We start from the raw sequence: 20,334 nt of genomic DNA, 5'->3' as shown, positions 1-20,334 counted from the left end.
AATGAAGATCAGAGAAGCAACAGCTAGTGATATAGACGGGATCGCTTTCGTCCACGCTACGAGTTGGAAAACCACGTATAAAGGACTAATATCAGACGAGTTTCTTGATAATTTCACAGTAGAAGCTAGAAGGAAGCGTTGGATTCAGAATTTTGAAAATCCCAATAAAGACGAGGTAATGTATGTTGCTGAAGATGAGTCTGGGATGATCATTGGCTTTGCAAATGGAGGGGCGCGAAGAGAGCCGGATCTCTACGATGCGGAGCTTTACGCACTTTATTTGCTTAAGGAACACCAAGGAAAAGGTCTAGGGAAGCAGCTCATAAGAAGTGTAGCACAGAATTTATTGAAGAAAAATTATAGCTCGTTCATGACTTGGGTGCTGGTGGGCAATCCGGCGATTCATTTCTACCACAGCGTTGGGGGAGAGTCTATCTCAAGTATAGAAGTTAAGATAGGGAATGAATTATTAGAAGAAATAAAAATAGGATGGCAAGACATTAGAGGCATAGGGATTGATGAATGACTTTTTACGCAAAAAAAGACTCATAAGGGATACAAAACGCATACCCCTTATGAGTCTCATAATGATTTATTTAATGTACGTACGGCTGACCAGAACATCTGCAATTACATCTGTTGGAATGATGAATTCTCTAACGCCCATGTAGCCAGGAGCCACATCATATTTGTTAAAGGAAATAACCAGCTGGTACTTATCGTTGATATAGAAATCTTGATCTTTAGCTATATTTTCAAATTGATAAAAAAGGTCTTCATTGGGTTCATCTGTTGAAATCCAGTAGAACATATCTTTATCTGCTTTCATTTGGGAGCGCATCTGTTCTTTAATATTTTCACTTATGATACTGATATATCGATCATCCTTAAATAACATAGGCAGACTTAGCAGGATTTGATTCTTCTTGTCTATCGTATCGTGCTGCATTGTTGTTGACGATGAACCTACGGTATTTACCACGTATCTGCTAATAGCAAATAGCTCAGCATTGTCCGTTTTAACCTCAAAGCCTGTATCGACCCCTAAATGCCCCTCTCCGGATTGCTTTAAAGACTCCATCTCTGCTTGAAACTCATCATATAGTTTTTTGTTTTCTTCGAGATATTTTTCATTCAGAGTCGATTCCAGCTCTTTATTCTCTAGGTTAGTAATGATGGGGACCTTTATGTCTGCATTATAGGTCTGCTCATCCACTTTGTATTCTCTAAAAGTTAGCACTTTAACAATACTGTCTACACCAGGTATAGCGGAGAAGGCATTGGCAATGTTAACATTGACATTAATCCCAATCACGAAAAATAGGGCTGCCGCACAAACTCCAGATATCCACTGGTAACGTATTCTTCTTATCTTCCTTTTCTTTAATGCTTTACTTACAACGAAATCTAATTCCTCAGGAATAGGGAGTTTGTTATAATCTTCTATAATTTTTTTGATTTGGTTATCCATTCTAATTGATCTCCTTTGAGGATTCTTCCTGCATGTTGACTCTTAATAACTGGAGTGCTTGATATATTCTAGTCTTTACTGTATTGACGTTTTCATTTAATACTTCCGCAACTTCCTCGATCTTTAAATCTTCGATATATCTAAGGACGATGACATTTCGATACTTAAGGGGTAGATCATCCAGCGATCTTTCTAAATCAATATCTGGATACACGTCTATCGCACCAGGGATAAAAAAGTCGAGTGCTTCATCATCTACTGGTTGAACTCTTTTATGTTTCCTCAGAAAATCCAGAGAGGTAGTTACTACGATTCTAAACAACCAACTCTTTACGGATTCTGGGTTCTTTAGCAACCCTATAGAGGAGAGAGCTTTATAAATCGAATCCTGAACAACATCTAATGCATCCTCTTTGTTCTTCACATAGCTGTAAGCTAGACGGTATATGTTCTCCTTGTTATCTGTAATACAAAGAGTGAGTAATTTCTCTTTATTCCTCTTAAGCATATTCGTAAAACCCTTCTCTTTTTATATTGCGTAGCTTTAGTTTGTTAGATTACTATTCTCATTGATTCTCCTTTTGTATGGCTTTAGCTACAAGTGCGGCATAGGATTTGGCACCTTCTCGTTTTAGATGAACGCCATCCTCATAGAAGTAAGAATCCTTTCCTTCGCTTGAGGAATGCCAGTCTACAACCATAGCATTGGGGAATTCTAAAGCCACTTTCTTAAGCAAGGTATTCACAGTATTTTGCCATTTTTTCGGTACACGTGTGTTTACTAGTACGACTTGCTGAACATCTTCAAGTGAAATAAGTAATTTCCGCAATTGATTGGAGTTAAAAGCTCCGTTTGTACCTAGATTAATGATCACTCGAGTGCCAAGTTTCCCCTTCGTCCTAAGTTTATCGACCACTTCTTGTGCCTGTGACATCTGCCTGCCTACCTTACCATCGATAACAATGCCTGGCAGAAGTTCTTGTAGATAAGGAGCAGCATCGAGGATTACGGAATCACCTATCGCAGTAACACCTTTACCTGCTTCTTCTACCTGAGGCTGAGGTTCTGGCTTCTTCGGTGGATCTAATGGTACTGGTACAGGTACAGGTACAGGTACAGGCGTAGGTGTTGGTACATTTTGAGGGGGTACTAGTGTGACATTATGTTCATTCTTATCGGGATTAGTAATAGTGCCTGTATTCGGATCTGCGGATATCTTAGTATCCAAGTTGCTACTGCAGGATATGGACAATATGATTAACGGGACTGCAATAAAGATGAATAAGGGTCGAATCTTGAATTGCAGACGAATGCTTAATTTAGTACACCATCTTCCTAATAAACCTTGACGAATAGGTTCTTCGATATATTTCCACGATAGTGAGGCTAATAGGAGGCTAACTCCCAGCTGAAAAAGAACACGGAAACCATCGAACCCACCTGTATCTACTGTAGGATTAGTTAGAATGATGACTGGATAATGCCATATGTAAATACTATAGGAACGTACGCCAATCCAACGCAAGGGCTTGCAACCCATGATTTTAGCTAGTCGGCTCGCAGGATGTGCGAGTACAGCTATTACAAGTGCGGAAAGGATCGACACGAGAACCAAGCCGCCATAATAAAGAGATTGTCCGTACTCATTCGTCCGCCAAATCATAAGAATGAGGGTGATTAATCCGATTGCACCACTGAAGTCAAGGATATAGCGAGATCTGCGTGAAATCTTATCGGTCAAATTTTGACTCGGCCATGCTAGAGCGAGAGCGGCTCCAATCAGTAGAGCAAAAGCTCGAGTATCAGTACCATAATAGACTCGGCTTGGGTCAACTCCAGGTTGATAGATTAGCGCCATAGCAAGTGCCGAGAGGAATGCCCCTGTTAGACACATCACAATGAGTTTACCTCGTTGAGGTGCAAGGCGTAACCCTACAATAATAACCAATGGCCAAATGAAGTAGAACTGTTCCTCAATAGCGAGCGACCACAAATGACCTATAGGAGAAGGAGGTCCAAAGCTCTCGAAATAAGATACATCGTGAAAAATAAGCCACCAGTTATTGAAGTATAACGTTGAAGATATAAAGTCCCCTTGTAATGCTGCTAATCGTGAACGATCGAACAACAGAAGCCACATAGCAGTGACAAAAAGCATGACAAACATAGCAGGCAATAGCCGTCGCGCTCGTCTGATCCAGAAATCTTTAAGGTCGAACCGTCGGTCTTGCTTCCACCTTTGGATGATTTGATCCGTGATCAGATATCCAGACAGAACGAAGAATATTCCGACCCCTATAAGTCCTCCTGGAGCCCAATTGAGGTCGAGATGATACGCAATAACTGCGATCACAGAGAGTGCGCGAAGTCCATCTATTCCCGGCATATAACGCCTTCTAGTCGTGGAATTGTCAGGTTCTAAAGAGTTAGTCGATGGTGTAACCTTGATTTCTTTCATGGTAGTTCATTCCTTCGTCATCAGTTGTCTTATGTCAGCAAGACGTATGACTAACTTAAAAAAGTTCTTAACTTCTCTTGGTAAATAAAGGAGTGACCATGAATGGATCAGAAATCGGTACACAAGTGCCTATGAATTTAAAAAGGCATTCTAGAACAAAAAATCATTCTGGAATGCCATTAGCCTAATTAGCCGTTCTTAATTTCCACACGTAAAATATCGGTAACCATTTTAACCGGAACGTATATCGTATCGTTCTTTAGGATAGGAGCAGTACCTAAAGTGACAGGAGCCATTTTGGCAAAAAAGTAAGAATCTTTACCTAAGGTAACATTTGTCCACTGTGCACCTTTCTTTAGCTCAGCTGAGCGCGACGTTTGATTCCACTTGATTTCATATCCTAAACGATTCGCCACATCTCGTAATGACACCATTGAAACCCCATTAGCATTCTTAAATGTAGCTATTGTACTTAAATCGAGCTTCGGGTTGTTCGTAATATGGGTACTGAAACGAAATTCAGGAGTTCCCATGGCGCCTGGAGCAATACTATATTTAGGGAAGAGGATGACAACCTCACCATTTTCAATATAAAAACCTTGTTCTTCGTCGATCCCTTTGAAATCCTCAATAAAATAGTTCTCAGGTTCCTCATTGATCTTCGCAAGGATACCGGCATTCAACTTTTCCTTAAAGTCGTTTCCAAAGAAATCTGACAAGGCAATCCGCTTCGCTTGTTTCGTATTAAATACATTGTATGTATCTACACGAGGCATACCCGTTCCACCAGTTTCACCTTGAGAAGTAACGACAAGTGATATCATTCCAGAAGGGTTATCCGTTTTATTTTCCTTTAAGTCATAAATAATATTAAGCTCATATGGGCGATACTCAAAACCAGCCTTTTTAGCGTCTGCAGCTGCTTCAGTTGCATCCTTTTCCCAAAGAGCAAGGTCTTTCTGCGCATTAGAGAGAATGACACTGTTGATCTCTTCTTGAGCCTTCGTATCCAACATACCTACGATCTGTGGCACTTTAATATTTGTATTCAGAAGCTCCGTTGAAGATGTGAGAATTACTTCTTTGATTTGGATCCCAGTGTTATTGATGGTGGAAATCGTTACAGCTGAAATCGGGGCATTGATGGCAGGCTTCGTCGTGTTCACTGCATCAGCAAAAGCAGTGCCATTCATTGGTAACATGCCAGCGCTTATTCCCATAACCGTTAATCCGACTACACCAAACTTCAATACGTTAAAAGGGCTCTTTTTCATTGTTTGTTCACGCTCCATTTAGTTGTAATAAGTGTGTTATTAGCGCACTTACTAGCAAGACGTATTAGGAGTGTTGAAAAGTTTGGGGGGGATAAATGTTGATCGAAATTCGTCATCCCGCAAGAGTTCCTTTGATAGTCACTCCGAACCCTTTTCAGCCTTCTTCCGCGCCCGGAACCGCCGCACCTTCATGAGGTTGCCACAGGCCTTGTCATCGCAGTACCGCTTAGAGCGGTTGCGTGTATCATCATAGTACACCCAGAGACAATTAGGATTCTCGCAGATACGGAATCTTGAGGGTTCTTTTTCAAGCAAAGCCTCCGCAAAAGACGCCGCTATCTCCGCCATCACCTGCTCCCAACCGCTATGTAGTGGCAATAATGAAATCTCCGCTTGCTCGGCACTTTTCCATATCATTCGCCGCGTAACAGGACCCTTGTCCATATAGATATTGAGCTGCTTCAGCATTTCTCCATCCATCGATTTTCCTTGTACAATAGTCTGTACCCAGTCCCATAGTAGGGATCGAAGCTTCTTTAGCTGTTCCAGTTCTATCGTATTCGGCAGCTGTGTTTCTAACAGAGCATGCTTCTTCAGCCATTTCGCAATCCACTCCGGATCTTCGAGTTCATCCCGATCCTTATTCTTATCTCCTGTTCGCCAATCCCGCCAGTAACTATTAATGAAATCCTCCCACAACAAGTCCTGTTCATCCTTTCCGCACAACTCTCGATTACAACGATTGTAACAGTTAAAATTGTGATTAGCTAGTTACTTGATTGAATGCTGGAAATATGCTACATTTCTAATGTAACCACTATATGATGGTTTAAGTAGTTACATAATTCAGTAAGTATTAGGAGGTTGAACATGCAAAATAAAATCAGTGAGGTTCTGCTGCAAAATTGGGATTATTGCATGGATATCGAGGATTGGGCCCCGCCGTTAAGTGATGCACTGGAAGGCGTGGACAGTAAACAGGCACTTTGGAAGCCAGAGGGGGGTACAGTCAATTCCATCTGGGAGACGGTTAACCATCTAACATATTATAAGGTGCGTTTGCTGCGAAAGTTAAAAGGGTTGCCCAAACAACCTGATGCTGAAAGCAACGATGATACCTTTACTGTAACAACGGAAGGGGAAGAAGCATGGGCGAAGGCCGTTGCAGACCTGAAGGACGTGCACGCTGCTCTTAGAGAAATCATTGAGGCGTTGGAAGAAGGCGCATATGATTGGGGTGGTTCGGGTCATGCCCCAGGGGAAGAGGTAATGAGTCTTATCCTGCATGATTCATACCACACCGGACAAATTATTATGCTTCGTAAACTGCAAGGCTCCTGGGTTTCCAACCGTAGTTTTAATTAGAACCTCTACAATAAAAATATAAGCCACACTCCACTATACTGGTTTACCTGGTGCAGCGGTCGTGTGGCTTTTCTTTATTTTAACCTTTTGGGGTGCTTCGATATTGAGTCGGCGAGCATCCCATTATTTTTTTGAACAATCTAGAAAAGTAGTAGGGGTCCTGCATCCCGATAGCACTAGAGATTTCTTTAATATGTAGATCGGTTAATGCCAGCAGTTGACTGGCACGCTGCATTTTGAGGCGCAGATAGAATTCAATCGGGGGAACCCCGGTTTCTTGATTAAATAGATAAATTAGATGCTGCTTCGATAACCCCATATGCTTCGCTACATCCGGGAGTGAAATGGAGCTGTTGATTCGATCTGTCATGTAGCGAATGGCTTGCTCAAGATAACGTTCGTTCTTTTTATCTTGCGCAGAGTTCATGGTACTCAATCCCACGTGGCTGATCAGATGACGAATGCACTGAGACACATAGATATGATTACGCATGGCATAAGGCTTATCCGATAACAGGGCATAACATTGCTCGAAATCTTCGATCCATTGGGTATGAAGGTTCAGTGTAAAGGTTAGCGGCTCTACGTCCATGGCATAAGTTTGAATCAACGCAGCGGCATGCGTTCCTTTTAGATGCATCCAGTAGATCGTCCAGGGATTCACATCTGAAGCACCATATCGATGGGGTGTTCCGGCAGGAATGACAGCTAATTGCCGTTCTTTTATTTGAATCAGCTTATTGTGATGACTCTCCATCCACCCTTCACCCTCTACGCAATACATAAGAATATGCGAGTCACATCCTTGTGGACGCTCTCGATAATGAAACTTCGCTCTTGGGAAGCAGCCAATGTCACTTACATAGAAGGAATTTGTTAACGGATTCTCATGTAATTCATTCATCATGAAATCGGGCAGCACAAAAAGCTTCTGCTCATCGAAGCCATCCGGCTTTAATGAGATATCTGTCATGATAACCCTCCTTTTTAAGAACATAATTTATTTATTTGAATTAACAACCTATTCATAAGGAGAATATTATTTTTAGGATAAGAATATTGTCCATCAGTTACAGATTATCGTCAATTGTTTAAAAGCGCATACAACGATAAATTAGAGCTATATCACGAAGGAGGAGAGAACGAAATGAGTATGAAAGAGCCTTCTGCAATCTTAACGAACAGCGTCCGCATATGGGAGGAAATGGTTGAAATTCCTACCTATGAAACAGGTGAACCCGATAAAAATCCAATGTTCCTCGAGAAGCGAGTCTATCAAGGCAGCTCGGGGCGAGTATATCCACATCCTGTGGTTGATAAAATTATGGATGAGAAAGAAATGAAATCGTATCAGATGGTAATGCTCGAAAATGAATATGTACGCATCGAGATCATGCCTGAAATTGGCGGCCGTATCTATCGTGCTCTGGATAAGACAAACAATTATGATTTTGTTTATTATAATCGCGTGATTAAACCTGCGCTTGTTGGTCTGACAGGACCATGGATTTCAGGTGGAATTGAATTTAACTGGCCGCAGCATCATCGTCCGAACACGTTTGGCCCTGTGGAGCATGTAATTACGGAGAATGAAGATGGCAGTGCAACCGTATGGGTGAGTGAAATTGACCGGATGTATGGAACGAAGGTCACAACGGGCTTCACGCTGCATCCTGGAAAAGCCTATCTCGAAGTTACAGCACAGCTATATAACCGAACTTCGGAGCCACAAACCTTCTTATGGTGGGCAAACCCTGCGGTTGCAGTCAATGACCATACGCAATCGGTGTTTCCACCGGATGTCACAGCCGTATTCGACCATGGTAAGCGTGATGTGTCCAGATTCCCTATTGCAACAGGAACGTATTACAAGATGGACTATTCCGAAGGCGTAGATATTTCACGCTATAAAAATATTCCTGTTCCTACGTCATACATGGCGTACAAATCCGATTATAATTTCGTGGGTGGTTATGATCATGGGGTTGAAGCGGGTCTGCTTCACGTAGCGAATCACCATGTATCCCCAGGTAAAAAGCAGTGGACTTGGGGGAACGGCGAATTTGGTCAAGCGTGGGACCGTAATTTAACCGATGAGGACGGACCCTATATTGAATTAATGACAGGGGTATTTACGGATAATCAACCGGATTTCACTTGGCTCCAGCCGTATGAAGAGAAGTCATTCACACAATATTTCATGCCATATAAGAACATCGGTGTTGTGAAAAATGCTTCTATTGATGCCGCCGTTAATCTTGAGGTGGATGAGACTTTACGGACTGCCACTGTGATGGCCTATGGAACTTCGGTATTCGAGGGAGCGGTTATTGAACTTAGAGGACAGCATAGAACGTACGTGAAGGATACGATCACGCTCTCTCCAGAATTAACCTACAAATCGGTCATTACGTTAGATGATGCCGATCGACCGCATCACTTAATCCTAACGGTGTTTGATGTGAACGGAAACAGCCTCATATCTTATCGTCCAGCGAAGCCTAGCATTGAACAGGTTCCAGATGCAGCTAAGCCACTTCCACTACCGGAAGAATTAAAAAGCACAGAGCAGTTGTATTTGGCTGGAGTTCACCTGGAGCAATACCGTCATGCCACGTTCGAGCCAGAGCATTATTATGAAGAAGGCTTAAGAAGAGATGCATCCGATATTCGGCTTAATGTAGCTTATGGGACGCTGCTGCTTCGTCGAGGATTGTTCAAGCAAGCGGAAAATCATTTCCGTACGGCTATACGATCGCTGACTTGGTTCAATCCGAATCCATATGATAGTGAAGCATACTATCAGCTTGGTGTAGTTCTCAGACTGCAGGATCGCAAGGAAGAAGCATTTGCTGCCTTCTACAAGGCGGTATGGTCTGCAGCATTTCAAGACAGTGGATACTATGCATTGAGTCAAATTGCTTGTGAACGTGGGGCGTATGAAGAAGCGTTGGAACTTGCAACTAGAGCTTTGGCACGTAACACAAGAAACTATAAATCAAGACATGTAAAAACAGCACTTTTACGCAAGCTTGGACGTTACTCTGAGGCGATTACATTCGCAGAGGAGACATTGAAACTAGATATCGCGGACTTCGGGGCAGCGTATGAGAGAGTGCTTACGCTTACATTGCTCGGGCGACAAGAGGAAGCAGCTGAGGCTCAGATGAAGCTTGCACGGTTCATGCGAAACGATGTGCATAACTATTTAAATCTAGCTTCCGATTATGCAGGTAGTGGATTGTTCGCGGAAGCTGCACAGGTGTTAGAGCAAATTCGTAGGACATCGAATGAACCCAATTATCCGATGGTGCATTACACATTGGCTTATGTACACGAGAAAATGGGCCGTGAGGAAGATGCGACAGCGCAGCTTCAGCTTGCTCAAGCAGCATCTTCTGATTATTGCTTCCCGAACAGCTTGTTTGAGCTGCAGGTATTAGAAAGCGCGATTGCCTGCAATCCGCTAGATAGTAAGGCTCATTATTATCTAGGAAATCTATTCTATGATAAAAAACGTACCGACGATGCCATTCGCCATTGGGAGCAATCCGTCGCGCTTGATGATCGTTTCCCGACGGTTCATCGTAACCTTGCGCTTGCTTATTACAATAAGCGTAATGATGCTGAGGCTTCCTTGCAGTCACTTGAACAAGCTTTCCAGTGCAATACGAATGATGCGAGAGTATTCTACGAGCTGGACCAATTGTATAAGAAGATGGGTGTTTCTGCTCAGGAGCGGATGGCAAGACTGCAGCAGCATATGGAGCTGGTGGAGAAGCGGGATGATCTATACCTTGAATATGTGACCCTACTGAATTTGCTTAGCAAGTATGAAGATGCTTTGTCAGTTCTATTACGACGCCAATTCCATCCATGGGAAGGTGGCGAAGGGAAAGCTACGGGGCAATATGTTTTGGGGCTTGTTGAACTGAGTAAGCAGGCGAATCAGGTAGGCCAATATGAAGAGGCTATCTCATTATTAACACGTGCGCTTCATTATCCAGAGAATTTAGGTGAGGGTAAGCTCGATGGTGCGCAAGAGAATAATGTGTATTACGAGCTTGGTGTGGCTTATAACGGATTAGGCAATATGCAAGAAGCTGCACGACACTGGGCGATTGCGTCTCAAGGCTTGAAAGAACCAGCCAGCGCGATGTACTACAACGATCAGCCGCCAGAAATGATCTTCTATCAGGGCTTAGCATGGGTACAGCTGAATCATCCGAAGGAAGCGAACCGGCGTTTTAATAAGCTGATCGATTTCGCAGAAAGACATCTCTTTGATGAGGTGAAGATTGATTATTTTGCCGTATCCTTACCTGATTTCCTCGTATTTGAGGATGATCTGAATAGACGCAATCAAATTCATTGCTTGTTCATGATGGGTTTAGGTTTATTAGGCTTAGGGAAAATGGCAGAAGCGAAAGAACGATTTGAAGAAGCGTTGCACTTGGAGCCGAACCATCAGGGAGCTCGAATTCACAAGGCGATGTGCTTGGAATCATAAAAGAAATAAAGCAGTTTCATGATGAAGGAAAATAACTGGTTCGATTTGGAATTTTGTTTCAACTCTGAAAGCCCCGGGTTAATGGAGACTATCTACCAGCCTATATTCGAAAGGAGAGATTGATGATGGAACCGGGCTATAAAGATAGAAGCGTTGAAGTGGAGCATACAGAGGTGCAACGGAAATCGGATTCCAGTGTTGTCGCATCTACCTTTATTAAATATGCTGCTTATATTATTATTTTTTTCGGAGCACTTTTCTTCTTGGTCAGATATGTATTCCCTATGTTCTAATTCGGATTCCAACGAATCCTATACAAAAATCCATCCCCTGTAAGTAGCGGGATGGATTTTTGAATTTAACGAATCCTATAAATTTCTCTGGATGGAATCCGGTGATTCCGCAGAATTACGATAAAAGAACCAGCACTCGTTCAGCAGCTTGATCTGACGGCGGTCTTTTTTGTAATAGGCTTTCATCAGTTGATGGCAGAGCCACTGTGGCAAGGGTATCACTCCTCTAACTGCTTACGTAAGTTAGCATATGGAGAAATGAGCCTAAAGGTGACGATTTACAGAATGCTTTCTGCTTCCTCTTCGTACCACTGCTCTAATTGAGCTTGCAGCGCCCGAATCTCGGTCAGCAGGGAGATGAGTGGATAGTTCTTTTGCTCCTGAACAGAGGCAAAGGCCTGTTCCAATCTATTGATATAATCCAGACCGGACTCCAGGGAGTAATCTTCGCGTAGCAGATCCAATGAATCACACTCAGCAATAGCTAAGGGCAGATCAGGTACATTATCGGCTGTCAGCTTGTCGATTTCTTTGTTTAGACGTAAATTGAGCGCACTTAACTGGTACGCATATTCCTCGGGCATTTCCACGAATTGTAATTCTTGATGTTGCTGCAAAATTACATACCGCATTTTCGGCATTGGTCATTCTCCCTCCGTACTTGTCTTCCTTCTTGACAGTTTAGCCTATGCACAAGTTACAATTCAAGTAGAGATCTTAATTCCCGTGGAAAGGACTTGTGATAGAACGCTATGGAAACGATGAGCAACGAAGAGCTGCAGCTGTGGATTGAGCAGGTATCACGGGACAGCTTTGGCGTACCCTTTAGGCACAAGGCAAGCTTTAACAGCCGATTATCTTCAACAGGCGGTCGATATTTTACCAAGAGCCATAATATAGAGATTAATCCCCATCAGCTTGCTATGTTCGGTAGAGAAGAGACGGAGAAGATTATAAAACACGAGCTCTGCCATTATCATCTGCATTTGGCGAAGCGAGGGTATATGCATCGTGACACTGATTTCAAAAGACTGCTGGCACAAGTCGGCGGGAGTCGCTATTGTCAGACATTGCCGGGTGCGAAAGCTCGAAAGTCACTCCCTTACCGGTACAAGCTGATCTGTACAGCATGTGCTATGGAGTATCCGCGTAAGCGAAAAGTAGACCCAAAGCGCTACCGCTGCGGCAAATGTTCGGGTAAGCTGAAGCTGCTAGCGCTGGAAGTCCAGTAAGTAGAACAGCCCGTTATTTTATAACCAGACCCATCAATCCAACAAAGGAAACAGCTTGCTGAGGCGAAATGATACATCCCTCCAAATCTTGTATATCCACGATCAAGCCACTAAACTCGCAGTCACTAAGATCGATCCCGTTAAGCTTTGATCCTGACAATGTGGCTTGATCAATATTACATTCGCTGAAGCTGACTTTCTGGAAATTCGATTGGTAGTAATCAGAGCTCATCAATGAACTATTCTCAAAAGCAACCTGCTTCAGATTAGCCATTCGAAATGTTGCGAAATCCCCGATACAATCTACCACGCGAACATTCTGGAATCTGCCTCTTGTGAAGTCCGTACCGATGAGCTTGCAGTTCCTGAATTCGGTTCGATGAATAATTGCATTCGTAAAATCCACATTGGATAGATCGCATCGCTCAAAAATTACATCCATCAGTTCAATCCCAGTTAAGGACGACTCGATAATCGTAACATTTTTAAAAACCACTTGATCAAAGCTGACTTTATTCGCCTCTTGATTATCAATAACTGTATCGCTTATGCTGCAACGACTGAATTCATCTTTGGTTTGCAGCGAGTATATTTGCTCAGGGAGTAGGGCGTCTGGATCTGATATTTTTGGTGAATCCATTTTGAATTTCATATGTACCTCCATTTAATGAATGCTCGTTTCTAATTAAATTAACTATCTTAGGGTTCAGCAGATTTGTCAATTTGAGTAGCGCTCAGACCTTTCGGGAGATACGTACAAATACACCTTTTTCTGGATAAAATCACACATCGTTTTGTAAGCGTTGCCAACTTAAGATGGAAGGGAAGTCCATATTAGGTAGAGGGGGCACATTTATGAAAAGATTCAGGTCCGCGATGGCGGGTCTGCTCGCGATGCTGCTGATTTTCTCAAGCTTGCCTGTGATGGGAATCGGTAGCGGTTCCGTAGGAGCAGAAGGGGTTGGAGGAACAGGCGCAGGGCAAATTCCATCAGGGACGGTACTCATCAAGAATAAGTGGAAAAATAATTTCTTATATGAAACGTCTGATGGTATCGTGCGTTATGGCATGACCAATCCAGCGGACACATCATCGCATTGGACAGTGGAGACGGTAAATGGTCTGTCACGAATTAAGAATGTGAAGACGGGCCACTACATTACAATGTCTGGTAATAACGGCAAAGAGGATACGCTTAAGGCGGCAGATCTACAAGGATCAGGAAGTGTTACGGATCAATGGTTGATCGATACTTCCAATAGAAACGGATATATGATCATCCGAAGCGCAACAGTGCCAGAGAGTAAACTGGTTATCCACGAGGAGAATCAGCTTGGTTACGCGCAAGTAAGCTCGGATATCAATATTACGTTTGAGAGTCCGCAGTGGGCTTTTATTGATCTGAATTCAGTACCAGTAGCTGTAAGGCTGGAAAGCCGGATGCGTCCCGGTCAGGTAATGTATGAGGACGAAAAAGGAAATGTTCTCTACGGCAAACAGCCTTTGAAAAATGAAGCAGCCCAGTGGTATCTTGATCAGGGAACGGACGAAGGAACGTTGATGATTCGTAACCGTGAGACGGGTCATTATATTAAGCAGAATGAGCAGACTTGGGCAGGAGTTTTTTCGCAAGAAATCGATATGAATAATGTAAAGCTAAGTGAGTGGTTCCAAGAGAGTGCACCAGATCCAGATGGAACAGGCTTTATTACGCTTCGTAACAGTGGTTTAACTGATAGTGGGAGTCCGTTATGGCTAAATCCACAATTCAACGATGACAATAACGTGCGCTCTAACGGCTGGCCGGGATCAGCCTCTAATCCAAGTGCGCAGTGGAGCATCGTGCCAATTTCTGAATTTAAGCCGGTACGATTGGCTACTTATACAGATGCACAAGTAGCTACAGATTTTTTATATGAAGCTGCAGACGGCGAGCTTAAGCATGGCGTTATGGCTTTAGAGGATGCAGATTCATCCGATTATCTATGGTATGTAGAGGATTATGATGGCAATAAGCGTATCCGTAATGCGGAAACTAATCATTATATTTCATACACTGACGGCACAGCCAAGGCTGTAGAGATCAGTAAAAGTCAACTATCGGATCAGTGGAAATTTAAAGATTCTGATGATTATGATGATTACCTGACACTAGAAAATGTTGAGAGCAAAGACATCTATATCTCTACCTTGGGTGGAGGTAATGCTGGAGCAAATGGGGATGCGACTTCCTTGAGCGCCCAGTGGCAGCTTCTAGATCCCAATACACCGACTGATGGAACCATTCCATATTATCGAATTCAAAATGGATGGAAGTCTTTTTATTGGTATGAGTCTGCTGACGGCCTCTTGAAGTATGGAAATATGCAGAAGGATGGCTCCGATCAGTGGCTCGTGGAGAAATATAATGGCCGCAAGCTATTCAAGAATAAGAAAACAGGCCATTACATTAACACAGTGAACATGCCAGATGGCCATATTCAGGTCACTGAGCTTCCAGACAGGAATAATGTGGAGCGGGAATTTATATGGACAGGCAAAAATATTGGCGACAACACATACGTAATTAGCAGTGTTCTCGACAAGGAACCTAATAAATTCCCTGAGAAGTTTATTTCACTTCAAAATCTCACTAAATACGCCGAGTATGGTGTGATAAATCCAGGCTGGGGCAGCCCACAGTGGCGATTTGTTACCGTTACTGAGAAAAAGCCGGACTTGTTCCGCTTCAAACTAGACGCTGTAAATGGTGAGGATCAATATCTTAAGGATGGTCCTTTGTTGACTTCTCCAGATGTACTAGAGAAATTGCTAGAATCTAAGACTGTCACCGAAGCTGTCTATGATTCGCAGGACACTGAAGCAGTGGTGCCGCTGGATAAGTCGGAATCTGCAACCGCTGATCCAAATCCTGTAGCTTTAGCTGCTGTGAACGAGGATGTAACAGTAGGTCAGGCTACTTATGGTTCACTTGATATGAATGACGATACCTTTGTCTGGCAGCTGCAAGAAATAGCTGGCAGCAATGGATCTGTGAAGATTAAAAATAAAGGTACTGGACGTTACCTCTCCCTGGAGCATATAGGTGGTGCAGTAGATGAGATTGAGCCTAATGTTGCCGTTCAGACATTGCAAACCGTCTATGATGTATGGGGCAGCATTAAGTGGATTGTGGATATGCAGCCTTCAGGTCTGACTACTTTCAAGAGTGGATGGGCTGGCCACTATATGTATGGGGCTTCTGACGAGAATGGGAATCCGATTATAAAGATCAGTAAGGCTCCTGATGCAGCGGATAGAAACAGTGCTCATTTTGCCGCTGAAGCCGTTGAAGCAATTGAGCCACCGATCCCTGCTTACCCTATAAGATTTAAGAATGCAAGCAGTGGGGAGTATTTATATGAAAATGAGCATGGAGTTGTTCTGTACGGACAGCCGTCAGCAGACAATGGATTCTCGCATTGGAATATATCTGTGCAGGATGGCAAACAGACGATCATTAACCGAGCAACCGGTCATTATTTAACAGTGAATGGGGATTATTCTTACTTGGAGAGCAGTAATGCGGAACCGGCTATAGACGGAGCATCTGCATGGGAAGTAAGCTTGGCCTCGGATTATACGAATTACACCATTCGTAGTCTCTATGGAGAGTACGACGATGAATTAATAAACATTGCGAATAAGACAGGATATGCTGAACGGGCACTCCTACTAGAGAGTGACGGCTCAGCTCAATGGAAGCTTGAAGCAGCTCCACAGGAGTTTACTACTCCGTCTGGAGAACTGCGCAACAACAATACAACAACTCCAGTTCAGAACGATACCAACATTATAACAATCGTACCGAAAGGGACGACTGGCAAAGTATTGGCAGAAAAAGAAGGGGCAGTCGTATATGCAGAAGCTTCTGATAAGACGGCTCACTCCCAGTGGATCGTTCAGGATGTAAATGGACGTAAACGCATAATGAATGTTCAGACGAAGCAATATCTCTCTTTAAATGAAGGGGATCAAGTCGTCTTGTTATCTTCCGGGGAAACAGAACGTTCCCAGTGGACGCTGGAAGAGAAGTTAGGCTACAACCTCCTGCTAAGTGCTGATAGAACGGGCTTTCTTACTCACAGCGCATCGGCGGTTCAACTTGGTTCTGCTGTGGGAACCGATAGCACTCTTTGGAGCTTCTTGCCTATCCCTTCAGATGCGATTTATGCAGGAGGAGAAGCATTCCAAGGCGATCATGTTATACGGTTTGCAGTTAATGCCCAGCAAGCCGGTGAATATGATGCCGTTGTTCGTTACAAGAATACTTCCAGTGATGTAACAGATCTGTTGCTTGAGGTGAACGGCCTGAAGGAATCAGATAAAGTTAACGTGGTCAAGACTTCCTCTTGGAAGACTGTACAGGTGAAGCTGCAGCTGCGTGCAGGAATCAACACCGTTTCTCTAAGCAACGACAATATCGATTGGAATAAAGTAGGCATTGATAGCCTGACAGTAAAAAATAGCGTGAACAAAGTTTACCGCGGGGCAACAGTTCCTTATATTAGCTATGAAGCTGAGGATGCAGTGACTAACGGAACACTAATCGGTCCTTCGCGGAAATATCGCACTATGGCTTCTGAGGCTTCTGGACGACAAGCCGTCGCCTTGAAGAATACTGGGGACTATATAGAGTTCAAGCTTGCAGAAGCAGCTAATTCTATTGTTCTGCGCTATTCCATTCCGGACAGTTCGGATGGTGCTGGTGCTGAAGAAACATTGACTCTATATGTAAATGGAGTTAAGAAACAGCTTAATTTGACTTCAAAATATGCTTGGGAATATGGTAGCTACCCATGGTCAAATGATCCTCGTCAAGGTAGTGGACATCGCTTCTTTGATGAAATTCATGCTCTGATTGGCGATGCTCCTGCCGGAGCAACCATTCGTTTAGAGAAAGGAACAGGAGACCAAGCGACTTCATACGTCATCGACTTGGTGGATATGGAGCAGGTAGCCCCTGAGTTGACTCGCCCTGCCGGCTTTATTTCTGTAACGGATTTTGGAGCGGTAGCCAATGATGAGGGAGATGATACCGCAGCCTTTAAGGCAGCGCTTGCCGAAGCGAAGGCAACAGGGAAAGGGGTTTGGTTCCCGGTAGGTACCTTTAATGTCGGAGAGGGTCTGCTGGATCTGGATACAGCCGAAATCCGTGGAGCAGGCATGTGGTATACGGTTCTGAATGGCGCCAAATTTTACGGTCACGGTGGTAAGGTTGGTGTATACGATCTATTGATTGAAGGTGGCATTAATGTACGGGACGATGAAGCGTTCACTAACGCCTTCCATGGTGCTTTTGGCCAAGGCTCGGTCATTCAGAACGTATGGATTGAACATACCAAAGCAGGCTTGTGGTTAACACAACCTATTGGTGAGAAGGCTCGCACGAATGGTCTGTATATGGCAGGTCTTCGAATCCGCAATCTGATGGCGGATGGAATTAACTTTGCTGTAGGAACTGGCAACAGCATGATGGAACAAAGTGACATCCGCTATCCAGGGGATGATGGTATTGCGATGTGGTCGTTCACAGATGCCAAATTGAATGAAGTGAATGGCGCGGAACGGACATTTAGCTATAACAATACGGCACGTTTTAATAACGTCTCACTGCCATGGTTGGCCGATAACATTGTGGTCTTTGGTGGTAAAGATAACAAAGTTCAAGATAACGTGGTAAAAGATACTGTGACTAACGGAGCCGGGATCGCTGTATCTACCCGTTTCTCCGCAGAGCCGTTCCAAGGAACAACAATCGTTGAGCGGAATACACTGCTTCGCACAGGTAGTTATGATTCGGGATACGGGGTAAACCTCGGTGCGTTATGGCTGTACGCTGGTGAGAGCGACCTAAAAGGAAAAGTACTCATCCGTAACAATATGGCGCTCGACAGCACCTATTCTGGCCTGATTGCCCACGGTAATCTGAATATGGATGGCGTGGTTCTCACGAATAACGTGATTGACGGAGCGGGCACAAGCGGGATTGAGGTTACAAAGGAGCTGAAAGGAAATCTGCTCGTCGACAACTTGATTATTCGTGGTGAACGGATGAACCTCCTGTTCAATGCATCTCCTGAATTTAGCATCATTGAACAGAATCAAGGGATAGCCACAGCTGTTAAACCTTTCTCCATCAAGCTAGCAGATGGACAGAGCGGACCTGTTGTACTAGAACAAGGAAAGTCAGCTATTCTTCAGGTGTTGGACAAAGAAGGAGCGGATATTACTACACAAGCTACATTTAATGTTGTGAGCAGTGACATTGCTACTTTTACAAACAACAGTATTCATGGAGTTAAAGCGGGAGGCACAGACTTCACGGTAACTGTTGGCAATAATAAGAGGGTGTATACAGTTGAGGTGGTGTTACCTAATGGTGGGACGGATCCTGTGGATCCGACTGAACCATCGAGTACTCCTGATCCGGCGGGGTCAGTAAATCCTGTTACACCTGTCGCTACACCAACGCCAACACCAGCTGCTAATCATGATGCGCAGCTAAAAGCTAAGGCGACTGCTGGGCAAGCTCTTATCGAGATTTCAGCTAACGGAGAGGGTATAGCTCGCTTTAGCGCAGAAGCTTTACGCGATGCAGCAGCACTTAGCCCGAATGCGGTGCTTGTCATTGCCAGTGGCGATATGAGCTATCGCTTTCCGTTAGGACTCGTGGAGAGCGTGCTGAAAGCTGCACAAATGCCGGCAGGCACGCTAGAGTTTCAGCTAAGTCCGCTAAGTGGAAAAGGATTGGAACAACTGCTTGCCAAGGCTAAGCAGCAAGGCTTTATTGTACACGGAACTCCGGCCAGTATCACCTTAAAGGTTACAGATGGCAAAACCACTGTACCTACTAATGGTTTCGGTACTACGTATGTAGAGCGTACATTTATGATTAAGGAAGTACTGGATGCGAAGACGGGAGTAGTTCTTATATACGATGAGCAGACGGGTTCCTTCCGTTATGTACCTGCATTGTTCGAGATCGTAGGCGGGATGACCAAGGTTACTGTTAAGAGCAGCAGTGCTAGCGGGATATTCCTCGTTGCACAACATCCTGTAACTTTTGGAGATATTTCTTCACACTGGGCAAAGAACGAGATCGAAACGCTTGCCAGTCGACTGATCTTGACCGGACAATCCAAAGATAACTTTGCACCTCAGAATTCCGTTAGTCGTGCTGAGTTCGCAGCTATGCTAATTCGCTCTTTAGGCCTAGCCGCTGCGAACACAACGAAGACCTTCAGTGATGTGTCTGATTTATCATGGTATGCTGCAGACGCCAAAGCTGCGGCAGCCTTAGGACTGGTTCAAGGCTATGAGGATGGAACCTTCCGTCCGAACGCCCCTATTACACGGGAGCAAATGGCTGTTATGGCAGCTAGGGCACTGAAGCTGTTAAACCTTGGAGCAGGAGAATTGGGAGCTAACCCTGCGACAAATGTATTTACAGATTCATCTGCTATTTCTTCTTGGGCTAAAGAGGCTGTGAATGTCTTAACAGCAAAAGGAATCATGAAAGGCCAATCGGCAGATAGCTTTGCACCTGGTAATGATACTAGCCGTGCAGAGGCAGCCGTGATCCTATCAAGATTACTTAAAGCTGCCGGATTATTGAATTAAATTTCTACTAAAAGAGCAGCTATTCTCCAGTAATTGGAGAATAGCTGCTCTGCGTTTTTTGGACGAAG

General features: G+C 43.9%; 15 protein-coding genes. 6 read left to right on the top strand and 9 right to left on the bottom strand.

Features of this window, described 5'->3' with window-relative positions; all coding sequences use genetic code 11:
* Position 1: 1 nt before the first annotated feature.
* Positions 2-526 (top strand): GNAT family N-acetyltransferase, encoded by a 525-nt coding sequence (locus tag NSQ29_RS21705; RefSeq protein ID WP_339269241.1) that lies wholly within the window; start codon positions 2-4, stop codon positions 524-526.
* Positions 527-592: 66 nt separating this feature from the next.
* Here the strand turns inward: NSQ29_RS21705 and NSQ29_RS21700 are convergent, their stop codons facing one another.
* From NSQ29_RS21700 to NSQ29_RS21680, 5 genes are all read right to left on the bottom strand, one after another.
* Positions 593-1,471 (bottom strand): DUF3298 and DUF4163 domain-containing protein, encoded by an 879-nt coding sequence (locus tag NSQ29_RS21700; RefSeq protein ID WP_042124758.1) that lies wholly within the window; start codon positions 1,469-1,471, stop codon positions 593-595.
* A 1-nt stretch (position 1,472) separates the two neighbouring features.
* Positions 1,473-1,979, bottom strand: a complete 507-nt coding sequence (locus NSQ29_RS21695; RefSeq protein ID WP_341126058.1) for an RNA polymerase sigma factor — start codon at positions 1,977-1,979, stop codon at positions 1,473-1,475.
* Positions 1,980-2,037: 58 nt separating this feature from the next.
* The gene (locus tag NSQ29_RS21690; protein WP_339801120.1) at positions 2,038-3,930 is read right to left on the bottom strand and encodes an acyltransferase family protein; all 1,893 of its coding nucleotides are present in this window, start codon (positions 3,928-3,930) and stop codon (positions 2,038-2,040) included.
* A gap of 188 nt (positions 3,931-4,118) precedes the next feature.
* Entirely contained in the window at positions 4,119-5,222 is a 1,104-nt protein-coding gene (locus NSQ29_RS21685; protein ID WP_341126057.1) for a stalk domain-containing protein, read from the bottom strand.
* Positions 5,223-5,342: 120 nt separating this feature from the next.
* Positions 5,343-5,906, bottom strand: coding sequence for a CGNR zinc finger domain-containing protein (locus tag NSQ29_RS21680; protein ID WP_339801126.1), 564 nt, complete (start codon positions 5,904-5,906; stop codon positions 5,343-5,345).
* Positions 5,907-6,074: 168 nt separating this feature from the next.
* Here NSQ29_RS21680 and NSQ29_RS21675 point away from each other — a divergent pair, with 168 nt between their 5' ends.
* Positions 6,075-6,569, top strand: coding sequence for a DinB family protein (locus tag NSQ29_RS21675; protein ID WP_339801129.1), 495 nt, complete (start codon positions 6,075-6,077; stop codon positions 6,567-6,569).
* 79 nt (positions 6,570-6,648) lie between these two features.
* Here the strand turns inward: NSQ29_RS21675 and NSQ29_RS21670 are convergent, their stop codons facing one another.
* Positions 6,649-7,542 (bottom strand): AraC family transcriptional regulator, encoded by an 894-nt coding sequence (locus NSQ29_RS21670; RefSeq protein ID WP_339801132.1) that lies wholly within the window; start codon positions 7,540-7,542, stop codon positions 6,649-6,651.
* 174 nt (positions 7,543-7,716) lie between these two features.
* Between NSQ29_RS21670 and NSQ29_RS21665 the strand changes: the two genes are divergently transcribed.
* Together NSQ29_RS21665 and NSQ29_RS21660 are read left to right on the top strand one after the other, a co-directional pair.
* Entirely contained in the window at positions 7,717-11,079 is a 3,363-nt protein-coding gene (locus NSQ29_RS21665; protein ID WP_341126056.1) for a tetratricopeptide repeat protein, read from the top strand.
* A 122-nt stretch (positions 11,080-11,201) separates the two neighbouring features.
* Positions 11,202-11,372: a hypothetical protein gene (locus NSQ29_RS21660; protein WP_156113060.1), complete on the top strand. Its 171-nt coding sequence runs from the start codon at positions 11,202-11,204 to the stop codon at positions 11,370-11,372.
* Between the two features lie 75 nt (positions 11,373-11,447).
* Here the strand turns inward: NSQ29_RS21660 and cmpA are convergent, their stop codons facing one another.
* Both cmpA and NSQ29_RS21650 read right to left on the bottom strand, forming a co-directional pair.
* Positions 11,448-11,585, bottom strand: a complete 138-nt coding sequence (cmpA, locus tag NSQ29_RS21655; protein WP_094874036.1) for a cortex morphogenetic protein CmpA — start codon at positions 11,583-11,585, stop codon at positions 11,448-11,450.
* Positions 11,586-11,650: 65 nt separating this feature from the next.
* Positions 11,651-12,013 (bottom strand): hypothetical protein, encoded by a 363-nt coding sequence (locus tag NSQ29_RS21650; protein WP_042124766.1) that lies wholly within the window; start codon positions 12,011-12,013, stop codon positions 11,651-11,653.
* Positions 12,014-12,133: 120 nt separating this feature from the next.
* On the opposite strand from NSQ29_RS21650, the gene NSQ29_RS21645 reads away from it, so the two are divergent.
* Positions 12,134-12,604: a SprT family protein gene (locus tag NSQ29_RS21645; protein WP_081382729.1), complete on the top strand. Its 471-nt coding sequence runs from the start codon at positions 12,134-12,136 to the stop codon at positions 12,602-12,604.
* A gap of 13 nt (positions 12,605-12,617) precedes the next feature.
* Here the strand turns inward: NSQ29_RS21645 and NSQ29_RS21640 are convergent, their stop codons facing one another.
* Positions 12,618-13,256, bottom strand: coding sequence for a pentapeptide repeat-containing protein (locus tag NSQ29_RS21640; protein ID WP_042124771.1), 639 nt, complete (start codon positions 13,254-13,256; stop codon positions 12,618-12,620).
* Positions 13,257-13,459: 203 nt separating this feature from the next.
* On the opposite strand from NSQ29_RS21640, the gene NSQ29_RS21635 reads away from it, so the two are divergent.
* Positions 13,460-20,266, top strand: coding sequence for an S-layer homology domain-containing protein (locus tag NSQ29_RS21635; RefSeq protein ID WP_341126055.1), 6,807 nt, complete (start codon positions 13,460-13,462; stop codon positions 20,264-20,266).
* The last annotated feature ends 68 nt before the right edge of the window (positions 20,267-20,334 follow it).

This window comes from Paenibacillus sp. FSL F4-0236, from assembly GCF_038000135.1.
GTDB lineage: Bacteria > Bacillota > Bacilli > Paenibacillales > Paenibacillaceae > Paenibacillus_AQ.
The sequence above is the reverse complement of the archived record's forward strand: the minus strand, read 5'-3'. Positions and strand labels throughout refer to the sequence as shown.